Annotated in this window: 19 protein-coding genes and 1 pseudogene; 14 read left to right on the top strand and 6 right to left on the bottom strand. The window is 37.4% G+C overall.

Translation table 11 applies throughout. The features are described from left to right. The first annotated feature begins 19 nt into the window (after nucleotides 1-19). A complete protein-coding gene (locus ACMFNG_RS02945; RefSeq protein WP_011013211.1) occupies nucleotides 20-1,774 on the top strand; it encodes a M1 family aminopeptidase in 1,755 nt (584 codons plus the stop codon). 5 nt (nucleotides 1,775-1,779) lie between these two features. On the opposite strand, the gene ACMFNG_RS02940 is transcribed toward ACMFNG_RS02945, so the two are convergent. Together ACMFNG_RS02940 and ACMFNG_RS02935 are read right to left on the bottom strand one after the other, a co-directional pair. Continuing rightward, nucleotides 1,780-2,064, bottom strand: coding sequence for a helix-turn-helix transcriptional regulator (locus ACMFNG_RS02940; RefSeq protein WP_011013210.1), 285 nt, complete (start codon nucleotides 2,062-2,064; stop codon nucleotides 1,780-1,782). A 3-nt stretch (nucleotides 2,065-2,067) separates the two neighbouring features. Next, complete coding sequence (locus ACMFNG_RS02935; RefSeq protein WP_011013209.1) at nucleotides 2,068-2,883, bottom strand: ABC transporter permease; 816 nt, start codon at nucleotides 2,881-2,883, stop codon at nucleotides 2,068-2,070. A gap of 369 nt (nucleotides 2,884-3,252) precedes the next feature. On the opposite strand from ACMFNG_RS02935, the gene ACMFNG_RS02930 reads away from it, so the two are divergent. From ACMFNG_RS02930 to ACMFNG_RS02885, 10 genes are all read left to right on the top strand, one after another. Next, nucleotides 3,253-3,846 carry a radical SAM protein gene (locus tag ACMFNG_RS02930; protein WP_014835502.1) on the top strand — a complete coding sequence of 198 codons (594 nt, stop codon included), beginning with the start codon at nucleotides 3,253-3,255 and terminating at the stop codon, nucleotides 3,844-3,846. 182 nt (nucleotides 3,847-4,028) lie between these two features. Beyond that, nucleotides 4,029-4,622 carry an SPASM domain-containing protein gene (locus ACMFNG_RS02925; RefSeq protein ID WP_011013207.1) on the top strand — a complete coding sequence of 198 codons (594 nt, stop codon included), beginning with the start codon at nucleotides 4,029-4,031 and terminating at the stop codon, nucleotides 4,620-4,622. Between the two features lie 262 nt (nucleotides 4,623-4,884). Then, nucleotides 4,885-6,339 (top strand): M1 family aminopeptidase, encoded by a 1,455-nt coding sequence (locus ACMFNG_RS02920; RefSeq protein WP_223208988.1) that lies wholly within the window; start codon nucleotides 4,885-4,887, stop codon nucleotides 6,337-6,339. Nucleotides 6,340-6,734: 395 nt separating this feature from the next. Further along, on the top strand, nucleotides 6,735-6,932 hold the full coding sequence (locus ACMFNG_RS02915) for an antitoxin AF2212-like protein (RefSeq protein ID WP_011013205.1): 198 nt from the start codon (nucleotides 6,735-6,737) through the stop codon (nucleotides 6,930-6,932). A 158-nt stretch (nucleotides 6,933-7,090) separates the two neighbouring features. After that, on the top strand, nucleotides 7,091-7,261 hold the full coding sequence (locus ACMFNG_RS02910; RefSeq protein ID WP_011013204.1) for a hypothetical protein: 171 nt from the start codon (nucleotides 7,091-7,093) through the stop codon (nucleotides 7,259-7,261). Next, nucleotides 7,210-7,377 (top strand): PIN domain-containing protein, encoded by a 168-nt coding sequence (locus ACMFNG_RS02905; RefSeq protein ID WP_394295155.1) that lies wholly within the window; start codon nucleotides 7,210-7,212, stop codon nucleotides 7,375-7,377. Before ACMFNG_RS02910 ends, ACMFNG_RS02905 begins: the two co-directional genes overlap by 52 nt. 339 nt (nucleotides 7,378-7,716) lie before the next feature. Next, entirely contained in the window at nucleotides 7,717-8,193 is a 477-nt protein-coding gene (locus ACMFNG_RS02900; protein ID WP_011013203.1) for a 30S ribosomal protein S15, read from the top strand. A 31-nt stretch (nucleotides 8,194-8,224) separates the two neighbouring features. After that, nucleotides 8,225-9,658 (top strand): DHHA1 domain-containing protein, encoded by a 1,434-nt coding sequence (locus tag ACMFNG_RS02895; protein ID WP_011013202.1) that lies wholly within the window; start codon nucleotides 8,225-8,227, stop codon nucleotides 9,656-9,658. After that, nucleotides 9,636-9,887: a KEOPS complex subunit Pcc1 gene (locus ACMFNG_RS02890; RefSeq protein ID WP_011013201.1), complete on the top strand. Its 252-nt coding sequence runs from the start codon at nucleotides 9,636-9,638 to the stop codon at nucleotides 9,885-9,887. The genes ACMFNG_RS02895 and ACMFNG_RS02890 overlap by 23 nt, the downstream gene beginning before the upstream one ends. Further along, nucleotides 9,887-10,483 carry a 30S ribosomal protein S3ae gene (locus ACMFNG_RS02885; RefSeq protein WP_011013200.1) on the top strand — a complete coding sequence of 199 codons (597 nt, stop codon included), beginning with the start codon at nucleotides 9,887-9,889 and terminating at the stop codon, nucleotides 10,481-10,483. Before ACMFNG_RS02890 ends, ACMFNG_RS02885 begins: the two co-directional genes overlap by 1 nt. Here the strand turns inward: ACMFNG_RS02885 and ACMFNG_RS02880 are convergent. The 3 genes and pseudogenes from ACMFNG_RS02880 to ACMFNG_RS02870 form a co-directional block, all read right to left on the bottom strand. Beyond that, nucleotides 10,480-10,925 (bottom strand): annotated as a pseudogene (locus ACMFNG_RS02880) (Lrp/AsnC family transcriptional regulator). The gene ACMFNG_RS02885 and the pseudogene ACMFNG_RS02880 sit on opposite strands and share 4 nt — an antisense overlap. 80 nt (nucleotides 10,926-11,005) lie before the next feature. Beyond that, complete coding sequence (locus tag ACMFNG_RS02875) at nucleotides 11,006-11,281, bottom strand: nucleotide pyrophosphohydrolase (RefSeq protein WP_011013198.1); 276 nt, start codon at nucleotides 11,279-11,281, stop codon at nucleotides 11,006-11,008. After that, nucleotides 11,259-11,657 (bottom strand): ArsR/SmtB family transcription factor, encoded by a 399-nt coding sequence (locus ACMFNG_RS02870; RefSeq protein ID WP_011013197.1) that lies wholly within the window; start codon nucleotides 11,655-11,657, stop codon nucleotides 11,259-11,261. The genes ACMFNG_RS02875 and ACMFNG_RS02870 overlap by 23 nt, the downstream gene beginning before the upstream one ends. A 118-nt stretch (nucleotides 11,658-11,775) precedes the next feature. On the opposite strand from ACMFNG_RS02870, the gene ACMFNG_RS02865 reads away from it, so the two are divergent. The 3 genes from ACMFNG_RS02865 to ACMFNG_RS02855 are packed head-to-tail and all read left to right on the top strand — an operon-like array spanning nucleotide 11,776 to nucleotide 13,507. After that, nucleotides 11,776-12,534, top strand: coding sequence for a DUF2666 family protein (locus ACMFNG_RS02865; RefSeq protein ID WP_011013196.1), 759 nt, complete (start codon nucleotides 11,776-11,778; stop codon nucleotides 12,532-12,534). Between the two features lie 59 nt (nucleotides 12,535-12,593). Continuing rightward, nucleotides 12,594-13,301 carry a PrsW family intramembrane metalloprotease gene (locus ACMFNG_RS02860; RefSeq protein ID WP_011013195.1) on the top strand — a complete coding sequence of 236 codons (708 nt, stop codon included), beginning with the start codon at nucleotides 12,594-12,596 and terminating at the stop codon, nucleotides 13,299-13,301. Continuing rightward, on the top strand, nucleotides 13,292-13,507 hold the full coding sequence (locus ACMFNG_RS02855) for a hypothetical protein (protein ID WP_011013194.1): 216 nt from the start codon (nucleotides 13,292-13,294) through the stop codon (nucleotides 13,505-13,507). The genes ACMFNG_RS02860 and ACMFNG_RS02855 overlap by 10 nt, the downstream gene beginning before the upstream one ends. On the opposite strand, the gene ACMFNG_RS02850 is transcribed toward ACMFNG_RS02855, so the two are convergent. Continuing rightward, a complete protein-coding gene (locus ACMFNG_RS02850; RefSeq protein WP_014835504.1) occupies nucleotides 13,496-14,806 on the bottom strand; it encodes a M20/M25/M40 family metallo-hydrolase in 1,311 nt (436 codons plus the stop codon). The genes ACMFNG_RS02855 and ACMFNG_RS02850 overlap by 12 nt on opposite strands. Nucleotides 14,807-14,906: the final 100 nt, after the last annotated feature.

Genomic DNA, 14,906 nt, shown 5'->3' with positions numbered 1-14,906 from the left:
AACAAAATGGTGGGAAGTTATGATGATTGGAAAAAAGGTGATTGTTATTTTCATTTCTTTTATCATCATACTCCCTAGTGGATGCCTCAGGATTCCAACTGAGCAGAAAACTTCTTCTCAAATGCAAGCAAATTCAGAACTACATGTTGAATATCCTTTACAAGCAGAAGCGCAAGTGATATACGAACCTGAAATAGATGATATTTTTAGGAGAATTTCAGTGGATTATTCTCTGGTTGGAAATGTAAGTACCTCAATTACACATCATCATTTAAGGCTGAAATGGGACTTCATGATCGTAAACAGAACCCAAGATAGTACAATAATTTACATATTAACCCCAAACTTTGGTAACTTGAATATCACATTTGAAGAACAGCAAGTTAATTTATCGAGACTCTCTTATTACTTATTGCCTGATTATAATGTCAAGATATTTCTCCTGAATTTAACATATTCAAAAGATAAACCACTCTTCGGAACACTGGAATATGAGACGACGATAGATTCTCTGTTTCTCTATTACGTAGCTCAATTTTCCAAGTCTTTTTATTATCCAGAAAACTATCCTTATGCAATATACTTTTCACCGAATTTCGTTTTCCCCGTATCTCCTGCAGGGATAATTGGGAAAGTTTCTCGGGGAAATATCGTTCTTGTTCTTCCTTCGAGGTATGCAGTAATCTCTGAGTACCCGTTAGAAGTAAACTCTAAGAATAATCAAACGATTATAATAATTGACAATTCCAAACCATGGGGTTCTGTGTATATTTATAAAAGAGGATTTTTCCAGGAAACTAAACTAACAATAGGGGACAACAATACTTGGTTAGTAATTTATGCTCCAAGCAATATGAGATTATATTCTAAGGAACTTACTAACGCTACTGTAAAAATAATTAAGCATTACATAGATAGATTGATGGATCCCCCTTATTCCGAAATCAACGTAATTTTTCATCCAGATCTTCCATTTGGAAATGGAGAGGAATTTGAGGATTCTGGAAAAGGAATTGCAATTGTTGGAATTCGAGATAGCAAAAGGATTGAAGACATTTTACCAACCCTTGCACATGAAGTTGCTCATCTGTGGTTTGGAAGTTATACTGATCTCACTCCAGGAATTGAGGAAGGTCTTGCTACATTCATGGGAAGTGATGCGGGATATCTCAGCTATAGCTTAGGTTACACAGAAAGGCAAATATTGAAATATTCTTCACAATACAGGAAACCATTGATTCAGGCCTATAAAGAAGTTATCTCCAATCCCCAAGTTAGGAATGCCATTAAATATTATAAGGGTGCTTTTGTCTTCCGCTCCCTACAATTCGTGCTCGGGAATGAGACTTTCTTTAAAGGGCTAAGGGAGCTTTTGAGGGAATGTCATGACAAAGAGTGCAATTTAACTGATGTTCAAGGTATTTTTGAAAAAGTCAGTGGACAAGATTTAGATTGGTTCTTCAAAGAATGGTTTTACACTGCAAAAGTTCCTAATTATTACGTGAGAAGCCTAAGCTTGGAGGAAAAGGATGGAGAGTATGCTCTGAGCTTTGAGATTGCAGATAAGAGTAACTTCACAATGCCACTTGAAGTTGAAGTAAAAACTCCAACAAAGAGTTTCATTAAGAAAATCTGGGTTAATGGGAGTGCAAGGGTAGAGTTTGAGCTTAATGAAAAGCCCACAGAGATAATTCTCGACCCAAACGAATGGATGGTGAATGAGAATAGAGAGTACATTGAGAGAGAAACTGGGATAATTATAGTTGTGAATTAACAATTTCACACTACCTTCACTATATAAGTTCTTCCATTTTTCTTCCTTTCTATTAGTCCCTTCTTTTCTAAGTTTTTAATAATCCTACAAGTCTTAACCCTCCCAAATATTTCAGCCAGCTTCTTTTGAGTAACTTCACCATTTCGAAGTATAAATTCTAGGACATCTCTTTCCAGCTTAGTTAATTCCACTTTATATGCGTGTTCAAGATCTATTTCTATTCTAATGAGCAATGTTAGTCTCCCATTCTCACATTCTGCTTTTAACAGATGAACCCTCGTCCCATTCACCCCCTATATGTGTCCTAATGTTCCTAGTTCTCTTGCCTTATTAAAGCCCCATGAGAACATTAAATAGCCTAAAACTAACATTACCACCGTTATAATTAGCATGCTTTGTAAACTTGGAAGGATTTCTGTTAATGAATAATCCCCACCCATTGTTAGTCTACCCATTCTGAGGATATATGTCTCTGGATGAATTTTTGATAAAGGTTGAATCCATTTCGGCAATGCCTCTGGTGGGAAGTATAAGCCACTTACAAGCTGGGCGGTGATGTTGAAAAACCAATTTAATGGATCCTGAGTCGCTTTGGTGGCAATTCTAAAGCCTGCGGAAAACATGTCAAGAGCAAAAATCAGCAAGATGCCACTCAAGATGACAATTACAACGCCAAGGTTAAGATGAATAGTTAACCCGAAAAAGATAACATAAACTGTAGCTATTATCAGAGTTAAGCCTAGGTTCCATAAAATTCGCCAGGCGTTGATTCCAATAAAAATGGCCGCTAAGGAAGCTGGTGAATTATACAACACTGGAAATACTCTTCCCAAAACAAATGAAGAGATGCTACCTCTCGGTAAAAACACGAGATTGTGAATTATTGAGCCAATTAAAAGATAATCGAGATAGTTTGCGGTGCCATATTGGGAGATGTCAGCGTTGATTGTAATTAGATTTGCAAAAATACCAATAAATAGGATATTTAAACTCAAACTTATAAATTGAAGAAACAAGTCAAACCTCCTTGAAAAGAAGACTTCTTTCTGAATGAAAATGAATGCTTTAATTACTTTAGCGTTTCTTGTTATCCTATCTACATTCATCATCTTACATCAGTTTAAAATTGGTGAAGTTACTTATAAGCATTGCTTCTTTTCCTTGATTATGATTTCATAACATTTATAAAAAAAGTTTCGAGAATTTATAAATCAGTTGCAGTAAAACTTATTTATCGTTTCACCGAAAAAATGAATGAAAAAACTTGAGGAGGCAGAAAAATGAAGTTTGAGGTATTATACCGAAAGAAGTTGATATTTGAATTTGTCCCTATTGAACCCGACTATCCTTGTGAGTGTGTAGGACCAGAGAATCTCTGTATGACAAAATGTGCCAGTATTGAACGCTGTATTTGCATGCCACCAGTACTATAATACATCATGCTGCACTTGGTTTAAAACTAAATGGGGGCTGTCTCTATGAAATATAAACCTTCTCGATATAATTTATTTTTTAAAATTGATAATAATAAATGGTTGCTTTATAATAGCCTTAGTGAAAGTGTAATTGAAGTAGATGATGAGACAAAACATCTTATTGAAAATATCGATAAACTTCATGATTTAAAAATCCCGAAAACTATGCTAAACCTGTTTCTTGAAACAAAAGTCATATTACCAAAAAATATTAATGAACTCAATATAGTAAGAGCAAGAAGAAAATTCTCATTCCTTAATGAAATTGGCAATGTTATAACTTTTACTCTCATAATGACATATAGGTGCAATTTAGCTTGTGTTTATTGTTATGAAGGGGATCTTAAACGTAGGAGCAGATATTTAACTAAAAAAGATATTGATATAATTTTTGATAAATTTTTATCAAAACTCTTAAAAATACGGCAGTACCCTACTACCCTCAATGTGAATTTATATGGAGGAGAACCTCTTTTGAATTGGGAAGGATGCAAATGTGTATTTAAAAAACTAGATTCTCTGAAAAAACGCGGCTTAATAAAAAATTATGTCCTTGCCATGGTCACAAACGGTACCTTGTTAGACGATGAAAAATAAATGAGATTATAAGATACAGATGTGGTCTGCAAATAACATTAGATGGACCAAAGGAAGTTCATGACGATAGAAGAAAATCTTTAGATGGTGCCGGCACTTTTGACACTATTATTGAAAATTTGAAAAAATTATCTAATTACAAAGGGTATGTTAGTCTTAGAATCAATGTAGATAAAAGCAATGTGGATAGTATTCCCCAGTTGCTTAGGTATTTAAAGGAAAATGAAATAACATTTCCTATTGCTTTTGGAATTATACGACCTGGACTAGTAGGGTTTTCAGACCCGAAGGATTTAGTTATATCTAAAGAAAGAGAAATATTTGACAAACTGTATTATTTGTACCAAAGTGCACAGAAGTACAATCTTCCAGTTCAGAAATCATATATTCTACCGCGTGGGAGAAGTATGTATTGCGGGCATGAAAATCCAAATGCGTATATAATTGACCCATATTTGGATGTATATTCCTGTTGGGAAATGATAGGAATCGAAAAATACAGGATTGGAAAAATAACCGAAGAGGGAGAATTTACTCCAACACCTTTCTACTATGAAGCTAGGGGAAGAGATGCTTTAGAATTTGAGAAGTGTAGAAATTGTAAACTTTTACCAATTTGTATGGGCGGTTGTGCGTTTGTGTCGATATTGAAATACGGCACTCCAAATGCTCCAGGATGCATCCTTTATCCATATTGCGAAGCTGGATTACGTTTTTATCATAAACTAGGAGATAAAAGGAATATTTATTTAAACCTCCAAGAATACATTACATAAATAGTGAGCATACATGAAAATGAGAAGAATTTTTATAACTTTGATATGCATTGGCATTATATTATTTTTCACTTTTAAAAATGTTACTATTCATGACAATAACAATCTAGAAAATTTCCAAATAATTGACGGAAAGGACATTCCCAAATCAAATGCATCCTTTCATGGCGTCACTTATTTAACCACACATAACTTTTCCAAGCTTGAAGTTAGATCTTATATAGAACTCACAATTAATCCTTCTTCTCAAAAAAGTTTAGAAGTGGACGGGAAGAAAATTTTGACAGTAAAAAACGTTAGAGAAAGCGACACAAGTAGAATATCACTGATATTTCCTAAGAGAGTTGTTATTGGAAATATTACAGCGAAAGGATGCTTTATTAAGAACGTTTCAATAGTCACCATGCCTCAAGCAAATATCTTGGTACTCGTTTTAAAGATACCAAAAGATAAAATTGGGAATATAACAATAGAGTATCATGCCGAAGTAATGCGCTTTGAGCCTTTTGTAAGTTACATAGAAATGAGAGAAAGCTGGAGCATTTTCAGAACAACCTATGATGGAAACGAACTCGTGTTATCATCCATGTGGCTATTGAGGGAACTAGAAACTTTTGAAAGCTATGAATCACAAATACGCCTGAAGGTTCCCAAGGGTTGGGAAGGGGTAGTAATAGACGAAAAAGGAGAAGGGTTCTGGGAGGTTATTTACAAAGGATCAACAAGAGAGGGAAATATTCTTGTGTATAGCTCAAAAAACTCAAGAGATCCCTTAATAATTGTGGGCAATTTCTCGCTCATTCGTAAAAATCTTTCAGGAATAACAATTAATGTGTATCAGGTGGGAAGAAAGAGAGAAGACGTTGTTTATGTTGTCTCCAAAATAGTAAGGAGTTATTCTAGAATTCTAGGAGGTTATCCATACTCCAGCCTCAAAATCTTTTACCTGGAGAGTTTAAACACTAAGGCGGGTTTTGAGTTCCCACAAGGAGTTATATTAATCCATCCTAAAAGAAATGAGACTCTCCTCCTCGCTCATGAAATTGCCCACTCTTGGTTCGGTGATTATGCATCTTTTGGTAGGATGGATGAAACATTAGCAAATTATCTTGCTATAATGTCCATGAATTCTTATGAAGTGCTTAATTTTGTAGAACATTCTCCTTTAATTAATTCCACCTACACCTTAGCACAAGTTTATACGGAAGACGTGTTCAATCCACACGCAGAAGGAATGGTGTACTACAAAGGTGCTTTTGTCTTCCGTTCTCTGCAGTTTGTTCTTGGTAATGAGATTTTCTTTAAAGGGCTAAGGGAACTTTTGAGGGAGTGTCATGGTAAAGAATGCAATTTAACTGATGTTCAAGATATTTTTGAAAAAGTCAGTGGACAAGATTTGGATTGGTTCTTCAAAGAATGGTTTTACACTACAAAGGTGCCCAATTACAAGATTGAAAACTTAAGTCTAGTCCAAAAGAATGGAAAATATATAGTGAGCTTTGACATTATTGACAAGAGCAATTTTACAATGCCCCTTGAGGTTGAGATAATAACTTCAAAAGAAAAATTTGTCAAGAAAGTTTGGATTAAAGGAAAAGCAAAGGTTAGTTTTGAGATAAATGATAAGCCCCTAAAGATAATCCTCGACCCAAACGAATGGATGATAAATGAGAATAAAGAATACAGCGTAGATGGAATGAAGGTGATAGTGAATTAAAAACTTCCAATTGGGGATTTTATTTAAACAAACCGAGAATACCTTAGATACTCTCGCTGGTATGCTACTCCGCCAACCTTCTTAACATAACTGTAAAACAAATGTTATTAAGTTCTAAAATCTTTTAAATTGATTCCATTGTGTTTACGCGAAGGGACGGCTGGCACTTGCTGGCCGTCACCCGGGAGGTGATGGGAATGGCTAAAGTACTTCACTTCTTTGCACTTTTAATTAGTGGAGGGATCTTAGGTTCTAGTTAGCTAATTAAATGATACCTCTTAACATCTTTTCCTATTTCGCTCTCTTTTTTGTTAACATTAACTTCGTCATTAAAAACAAACCTCACAACAACGCCAAAACCTTAAATCTCCCAAAAATCTCTTACGGGGAGAGTTATGCAGGTCATTGAGGCAATTTATGAGGATGGAGTTTTGAAACCTCTAAAAAAGCTAAAGCTTAAAGAGCACTCAAAGGTCATCATCAAGATAATTGATGAGGAGGAGCTTGAGAAAATCTTGGATTCCATGGTTATCGAGAAAGTTGAGGGTATAGATTATAAGAAGCTTAAGGAGGCTTACTATGAATCACTTTGAACTCTTTGTAGATTCTTCTGTTCTGGTAGGATTAAACCTTGGTGATGAAAAGGCAAAAGCATTAGTAAAGTCGTTAATTGAAAGAGGCCTTACCTTAGTCCAGTCGTTTTCTCTGAAACGGCTTATAAGGTTATGTTTACCTGGCCCTTCGAGATGGATTGAAGGGTGTTTATGATCTCAAAAAGCATTTGAATAGATATAGTTGGGTTTATGGGAAAGTCAAGGAATCAATTGAACAACTGATGAAGAATGAACTTTTAAGGATAGTTGAAGTCAACTGGGAAATACTAAAGTTATCCGCAGAAATTGGGAAAAATACGCTCTTTTAACCAACGATGCGATAATAGCTGCCACTTGTAAATATTATGGAATTAAGAAAATAGCAACCTTTGATGAAGACTTTAAGAAAGTTAATTTTCTCGAAGTTATTGATTCACCGTTATAACTTCCTCCTTGTGAACTATGGCTGAGTAAAGCAATGCGAAGAAACCCTCTTGATTTCTCGATTAATTGTGAGAGTAATGAGAAGAAACCATAACTTTTCCCAGGATTGCTCACCACCATAGCCCATCCTCTTCATAACCCCCAAGCTGGCTTTAACCAGTAGGTAATATGCGAAGAACCTGCTTTCAGGCCGAGTCGAAACTGATAAGCCTGTAAACCTTCCAATTGGAATTCTCGGCTCTTAAAGGGAAATTCCAAAAACCTTTTAAATGCTATAATCAATCATGCGCCGAAAGGGACGGCTGGCCTTAGGCTGGCCGTCACCATGGAGGTGATGTAAATGGCGAGGATGCATGCTAGAAAGAGGGGTAAGAGTGGGTCAAAGAGGCCTCCAAGGACGGCTCCTCCAATTTGGGTGGAGTATACTGTTGAAGAAATAGAGAACCTTGTGGTTAAGCTTAGGAAGGAAGGGTATAGCACAGCAATGATTGGAACAATCCTAAGAGACCAGTATGGAATCCCTAGCGTTAAGCTGTTTAAAGATCCTGACAATCCAAATAGAAACTTAACAATAACGAGAATACTCGAAAAGCACGGTCTTGCTCCAGAGATACCTGAAGACTTAATGTTCCTCATTAGAAGGGCAGTAAACCTTAGAAAGCACCTTGAGCAGCATCCAAAGGACCTGCACTCAATGCGTGGTCTTCAGCTCATAGAGAGCAAGATAAGGAGACTTGTTAAGTACTACAAGAGGAAGGGTAAGCTTCCAAAGAACTGGCGTTACGACCCAGAGACTGCAAAGTTGCTCGTCCGCTGATCCTTCCCTATATTTTCATTTGGTGTTTTTCATGGATAAGGAGGGTTTTTTGAACAAGGTTAGGGAGGCTGTGGATGTAGTAAAGCTCCACATCGAGTTAGGTCATACTATAAGGATAATCTCTCATAGGGATGCGGATGGAATAACCTCTGCGGCAATTCTTGCAAAGGCTTTGGGAAGAGAAGGAGCGAGCTTTCACATTTCGATTGTTAAACAGGTAAGTGAAGATCTTTTAAGAGAATTAAAGGATGAAGATTACAAAATCTTCATTTTTTCCGACCTGGGTAGTGGTTCTTTAAGTTTGATAAAAGAGTATCTTAAGGAAAAAACTGTTATAATCCTTGATCACCATCCTCCGGAAAATGTGAAGTTGGAAGAAAAGCATATACTTGTTAATCCAGTTCAATTTGGCGCAAATAGCGTTAGGGATCTGAGTGGATCTGGGGTTACATACTTCTTTGCAAGGGAGCTAAATGAAAAGAATAGGGACCTTGCTTACATTGCAATAGTGGGAGCAGTTGGGGATATGCAAGAGAACGATGGAGTTTTCCATGGGATGAACCTTGATATTATTGAAGATGGGAAATCTCTGGGAATTCTTGAGGTTAAAAAAGAATTGCGCCTGTTTGGTAGGGAAACTAGACCTCTCTATCAAATGCTCGCATATGCCACAAATCCGGAAATTCCTGAAGTTACTGGAGACGAGAGGAAGGCCATAGAGTGGTTAAAGAACAAGGGCTTCAATCCCGAGAAAAAATATTGGGAATTAAGTGAGGAGGAAAAGAAAAAGTTACATGATTTCCTAATCATTCACATGATCAAGCATGGAGCTGGAAAAGAGGATATAGATAGGCTAATAGGAGACGTTGTTATTAGTCCCTTATATCCTGAAGGGGATCCCAGGCACGAGGCTAGAGAATTTGCTACCCTATTAAACGCTACAGGCAGGTTAAACTTGGGCAACTTAGGAGTGGCTGTATGTTTGGGAGATGAGGAGGCTTTCAGAAAGGCCCTAAAGATGGTTGAAGACTACAAGAGGGAGCAAATTGAAGCAAGAAAGTGGCTACTTCAAAATTGGAACAGTGAAGTTTGGGAGGGGGATCATGTTTACGTCTTATATGTGGGAAAGAGTATTAGAGATACTCTCGTTGGAATAGCAGCTAGCATGGCCATCAATGCTGGACTGGCAGATCCTGAAAAGCCGGTTATAGTGTTTGCAGATACTGATGAAGATCCAAACCTTCTCAAAGGTTCAGCTAGAACAACTGAAAGGGCTTTAGCTAAGGGTTACAATTTGGGAGAAGCTCTTAGGAAAGCGGCTGAGCTAGTGAATGGGGAAGGGGGAGGACACGCGATAGCTGCAGGTATAAGAATTCCCAGGGCCAGGTTGGCGGAGTTTAGAAAATTAATAGATAAAATCCTTGGAGAACAGGTGAGCAAAGGTGGAGATAAAAGCGAAAGCTGAAATATTGTGGGAGTACAGCGATGAGAAGGTTGCTGAGGCTATTGCGAAGTCTGTTGATGTTGATAATATTTCTCTCCCTCCAAACCTCAAGAAAAGTTTAAATCTTATGACGTTTTCCGATGGAGCGAAGGTAATAACAAAGGTTAAATATCATGGAGAAATTGAGACTCTCATAGTTGCTCTCGATGATTTGATATTCGCTGTAAAAGTTGCTGAGGAGGTGTTATGATGGCTGCGAAAAGGGCTACAACAACAAGGGATAAGTGGAAGTTGAAGCAATGGTATATTATTTATGCTCCCGACTTCTTTGGCGGGGTAGAGGTAGGATTAACGCCAGCAGACGATCCAGAGAAAGTACTCAACAGAGTCGTTGAAGTTACTCTGAAGGATGTTACAGGAGACTTTACAAAGAGTCACGTGAAGCTCTATTTCCAAGTATATGATGTCAAGGGACAGAATGCCTACACAAAGTTCAAGGGAATGAAGCTTGCAAGGAGTTACATAAGATCCCTTGTCAGGAGAAAGACTACAAGAATTGATGGAATATTCAACATAACAACGAAAGATGGGTACAAGTTGAGGGTAATGGCAATGGCCATAGCAATGAGAAGAATACAAACGAGCCAAGAGAGGGCTATTAGAAAGATAATGCAGGAAATTATCTACAAGAAAGCTGAAGAACTAAACTTCAAGGACTTTGTTTTAGAATCCGTAAACGGCAAAATTGCAGCTGAGATTGCAAAGGAGGCAAAGAAGATCTACCCGCTAAGAAAGGCAGAGATAAGAAAGATAAAAGTGTTGGAAGAGCCCCAGGTTATAGCTTAGAGAAGCTCAAACTTTGGAATGTCACTAACAAACTCGACTTCGAGATCTTCAATACCATTAATTTCTTTAATTACATCGTTGACCTTTTCTTGTGCTTTTTTAATATCCTTTGGAACTAAAACATGGGCTATTATGTTGTACTTTCCTACTCCTAGCTCCAATATTTTAACATCTTCGTGATCTTTGAGAACCTTTGCAACTTGGTATATGTTTTCAGTTGCTTTCACTTTTATCAATAGAATCGCATACATGTAATTTAACTTTTCCAAGTTTGGAATTATTGTAAATTTTCTAATAATGCCTAATTTTTTAATTTGTCGACTTTCCTGGCAACCCTCTGCCTGGTAGTTCCGAGCATTTCAGCCAATTCGCGATATGTGAGTCTTGAGTTTTGTGAGAGTATTTTGATGAGCTGGAGGTCTACTTTGTCCATCCTCCTCATAAATAACCCCCTTTTTGATGAATATTCGCCTGTATAAAAAAGTTTCGGATGATTTCCAATATTCAAAGATTATTATAAAGTTACAAGTCTCTAGTTGAGTATTTTACGAGTGTCTTCTTTAATGCTTCCTCTACATCTATTTTGAAATAATTTGCGATGCAAATTAATGCAAAAAGAACATCTCCTATTTCCTCTTCTAGTTTACTGTAATCTTTTTGGCCCTTTACTCCTTCAAAAGATAAAATTATATCGGCAAGCTCTCCAACTTCTTCCACTAAAGCGGTTAGCATTTGTGAGGGTGTCCAGTAGCCTCCCATCCTCTTAATAAGTTTGTCAACTTCCTTTTGAAGTTCCATGATTAAAGTCCTCCAGCACCTTTTCCAAATATTCCCTTAACTTTTCTTTGTTTGTCCTATAGAATCTTAATTTCCCTTCTTTTCTTTCTTCAAGGAGATCTAACTCTTTTAAAATTCTTATGTGATGACTAACGAGTGTTTGATCTATCTCAAGGGCTTCAGAAATTAGGCAGACACACATCCACCTGTCATTTAACATTTTGAGTATTCCATACCTAATTGGATTTGATATGACTTTTAAAAACCTACTTATCTCCTTGGAGGGGTATGTCTCTATTTCCTCATCTAAATCTAATATTTCACATTTTGATAGGCAACTCATGACAGTCTTTTTCTGCTTTTCATTAAGCTTTTCAATTAGCTCCCTAATCTTCACGTCTATCACCACCAAAGGTTTGGAACTAATGGTATAAAAAATTTATTTCACTTGAAAAGTGAATTGCATGAAAAAGCTTTTTCAATGAGATCCACTTATCTTATTTGAGGGATGAAAAATGATCGAGAGGATATTGGAATTCACGGCTAAACATGAAGAGTGGATTGTAGGTGAGAACGTGGAAGATTTCACAAATGAGAATATAGCGATGTTCCTCTCACGAGTCTCCAACACAGTTAGTTCAAAGATACCGGGCTATTTAGGAGAAAAAATTGACGTTAATGGATTGCTTTCCATAAAAATTGAGGGAAGCTTAGAGGAGAAGCTAAAGGCCTTGATATCCCCAAAAGTATCCCGGCAGATAGGGAGGCTTGTTATGGAAGACGATAAAAAGTTGAAAAAACTTCTAGTTGAGGTTGCAAAGGCTGTTTTAACTAGAGAGATTTTGAAGAATGAGTTACCAATTGAATTCCCAGGTGGAAAAATTGAAGGGCTAAAAATTCAGCCAAGGTATGAAGAAGACCACATAAACTTTACTGCAAGATATGGAAGCTGGATAGTGGTTAAGAGAATGATTATAGATGAAAAAACTCCCCTTTTGGATATAGCAAGACTTTTAGCAAGTATAAATGAAACTGCAGTTAACAAGATTAAAGACTTTGCAGATGTTGATGATAAGAAAATAGTGGAGTATTTCGGTGGGTTCAAGAAAGTTAAGAAAGAAGAAGAGATAAAGGAAATAGTCCAGCTCTTCAGAGAGTTTAAAGGAAACGAATTTGAAGTTAGATATGCGGCCAGAGAAATGCTTTCAAAGCTTGGGTTAAAAGTTGATGTTCCATCGAAGAACCTTGAAAAGTATCTAGAAAAGGCGGGATGAGGAAGCCGAGGACACCTGATGGATGATGACTCTTCGCTTCGCCGACCGGTGGTGATTAAATGTCTCTACTCACCTCTCTAATATTCTTTGCTTATGCTCCTGCTTTAGCCTTACTTTGGTATTTTTACCACGAAGATAAGCTAGAACCAGAGCCCAAGAAGTACGTTATCTTAACGTTTCTTTTTGGAGCTACTGTGTCTGTAATAATGGCAATTATAATTGAGAGCCTTCTAGTTCCCAGCTGGATAACATCCATAGGAGCATTACTCCCAGCAACTTTCTTTTATATCTCCTTAGTTGCGGGAATCGTTGAGGAGCCGGCCAAGGCTCTTGCTATTAAACTTCCATATAAGGCAAGACAAATGGATGGGATAATGGATGGCGTTATCTATGGAGTTGCCGCTGGACTTGGGTTTGCAGCTACGGAAAATCTACTTTATGGTCTTGGTTATGGAATGGGGACTACAATAGCTAGAGCACTTTTAACTCCCCTAGCCCATGCCTCATGGAGTGCTATAATAGGAGTAGGTTATGGTCTAAAATCTGAAGGAAAAATTTATGACCTGACTCCTTATTTTGCACTTGCAATATTGTTGCACTTTCTATGGGATTACTTTGCGTTTCTCTCAACTGTTGTTTCAGCTTATTACATCTTCGTGATCTTAATACTGCTGATAAATATAAGCTTGCTTAGATACTTTATAATCCTGGGAAAGAGAGAAGATTTGGAGAAGTACTGGTGGATGGGTGGTAGAAGATGGTGGTAAAGGAAAAGCTGGAAAAAGCGCTAATAGAAGTGAGACCTTATGTAGAGTATTACAACGAGCTTAAAGCCTTAGTTTCAAAAATTTCATCCTCAGTAAATGATCTTGAAGAGGCAATAGTGGTGTTAAGAGAGGAAGAAAAGAAGGCGAGTGAGCCATTTAAAACAGATATTAGAATACTCCTTGACTTTTTGGAATCAAAGCCTTAGTGCAATTTCCTTATACACTTTTGGCATCTTTTTTAGGGAGTCTATTTCAACGAATTCATTAGGTCCGTGGATATTTCCTCCTTTAGGCCCGATATCTATTGCCTTTACGCCATATGGGGTGAAGTACCTTGAATCTGAGGCTCCAGGACCCTCAACTGGTTTAACATCTTCGCCAAGCTCTCTGAGAACTTCCAATGCAACTTTCACGATCTTTTCTTCAGGACTTGTGAAGAGATAACCTGCTTTTTCGTTAGTTTTGACTTCGAGTTCTCCCTCTGGCAAAGTGAACGAGATAACTTCTTTTAATGTCTTTTCGATATCTTCTTTTGAATTACTCATCGCCCTTATATCGAGCCTTAAAACGTGTTTTTCGTTTTCGATGGAATACATGTTTGGCGTTATTGACACTCCATAGTCGCTGTATTTTTCCGCCTTTATTGGAGCCCTCACAACTGGAACTATTGACCTCATCAGCTCTGTCAATCCAAGGTCCACTTCAACTTCTTCTCCATCTCCTCTTTCAAGGTAAGTTAAAGTAACTTCACTGGGAACAACGTTACCTTTCAAGAATTTCCCCTCAAGGGAAACTACAGGGACTTCTTTTGTTCTTACGAAGTGTGAAGCTGCTATTAGTGGATGAGTGTCTACTCCTGGGAGAAAATATGCAGCATGTCTTGTTTCTAAAATTGGGGTGTTTACCTTGAATGTTTTGGATTTTATTTTCCCTTTAACCTTGATCTTCTTAATCGGAACTCTAATAACCGCTCCAAACCCCTTTCTTCTCCTAATTATTGGTTTCATTCCTATTCCGTCTGCATTGATCATGTACTTTGGTAGCTTGTTCTCTTCTTTTAATCTCTCAGCAATCTTGCTAGCGAGGAATCCTCCAATTTCTTCATCTCCAGTAAAGGCAAAGATTATTTTTCCTTTGATATCTTCTTTTGCAAGCTCTTTTAGTGCTACCATCACCGCAGCAACATTCCCTTTATCATCAACGCTTCCCCTTCCATACGCTTTGTTTCCTATTATGGTTAATTTGAATGGATCTGTGTTCCACTCTTCTGGATTTACTGGGACTACGTCGAAGTGAGCCATGAAGAGGAGCTTTGGATAACCTTTTCCAATTTCCCCTAATACTCCATAATAGCCGTTCTCTTCAAAAACGTCAGCTTCAACTTCCCACTCTTCCAGCGTATCTTTGATGAACTTGGGACATTCTTTGGTGGGTTTTATTCCCTTTGCTGGATCATTAACGGTTTCGAACTCAACCAATTGAGAAAGAAGTTCAAGCACGTCCATATCCATCCCCTCAGGTGATGCGGACCTCATCATACTTCAGCCGGTTGATCCATCATCATTGGGTGATAGATGTTAAAAACCTTTGAGTAATAAATCTAAT

This window comes from Pyrococcus woesei, from assembly GCF_050496105.1.
GTDB lineage: Archaea > Methanobacteriota_B > Thermococci > Thermococcales > Thermococcaceae > Pyrococcus > Pyrococcus furiosus.
Note: the sequence above shows the minus strand (reverse complement) of the source record. Positions and strands in the feature narration are given on the sequence as shown.

What these genes read in the sequence shown, in the direction of transcription:
- ACMFNG_RS02875 (WP_011013198.1), bottom strand. Translation starts at nt 11,281, where the DNA reads ATGGAACTTCAAAAGGAAGTTGACAAACTTATTAAGAGGATGGGAGGC.
- ACMFNG_RS02930 (WP_014835502.1), top strand. Translation starts at nt 3,253, where the DNA reads ATGAAATATAAACCTTCTCGATATAATTTATTTTTTAAAATTGATAAT.
- ACMFNG_RS02885 (WP_011013200.1), top strand. Translation starts at nt 9,887, where the DNA reads ATGGCTGCGAAAAGGGCTACAACAACAAGGGATAAGTGGAAGTTGAAG.
- ACMFNG_RS02945 (WP_011013211.1), top strand. Translation starts at nt 20, where the DNA reads ATGATGATTGGAAAAAAGGTGATTGTTATTTTCATTTCTTTTATCATC.
- ACMFNG_RS02915 (WP_011013205.1), top strand. Translation starts at nt 6,735, where the DNA reads ATGCAGGTCATTGAGGCAATTTATGAGGATGGAGTTTTGAAACCTCTA.
- ACMFNG_RS02895 (WP_011013202.1), top strand. Translation starts at nt 8,225, where the DNA reads ATGGATAAGGAGGGTTTTTTGAACAAGGTTAGGGAGGCTGTGGATGTA.
- ACMFNG_RS02850 (WP_014835504.1), bottom strand. Translation starts at nt 14,806, where the DNA reads ATGGACGTGCTTGAACTTCTTTCTCAATTGGTTGAGTTCGAAACCGTT.
- ACMFNG_RS02855 (WP_011013194.1), top strand. Translation starts at nt 13,292, where the DNA reads ATGGTGGTAAAGGAAAAGCTGGAAAAAGCGCTAATAGAAGTGAGACCT.
- ACMFNG_RS02900 (WP_011013203.1), top strand. Translation starts at nt 7,717, where the DNA reads ATGGCGAGGATGCATGCTAGAAAGAGGGGTAAGAGTGGGTCAAAGAGG.
- ACMFNG_RS02860 (WP_011013195.1), top strand. Translation starts at nt 12,594, where the DNA reads ATGTCTCTACTCACCTCTCTAATATTCTTTGCTTATGCTCCTGCTTTA.
- ACMFNG_RS02935 (WP_011013209.1), bottom strand. Translation starts at nt 2,883, where the DNA reads ATGATGAATGTAGATAGGATAACAAGAAACGCTAAAGTAATTAAAGCA.
- ACMFNG_RS02865 (WP_011013196.1), top strand. Translation starts at nt 11,776, where the DNA reads ATGATCGAGAGGATATTGGAATTCACGGCTAAACATGAAGAGTGGATT.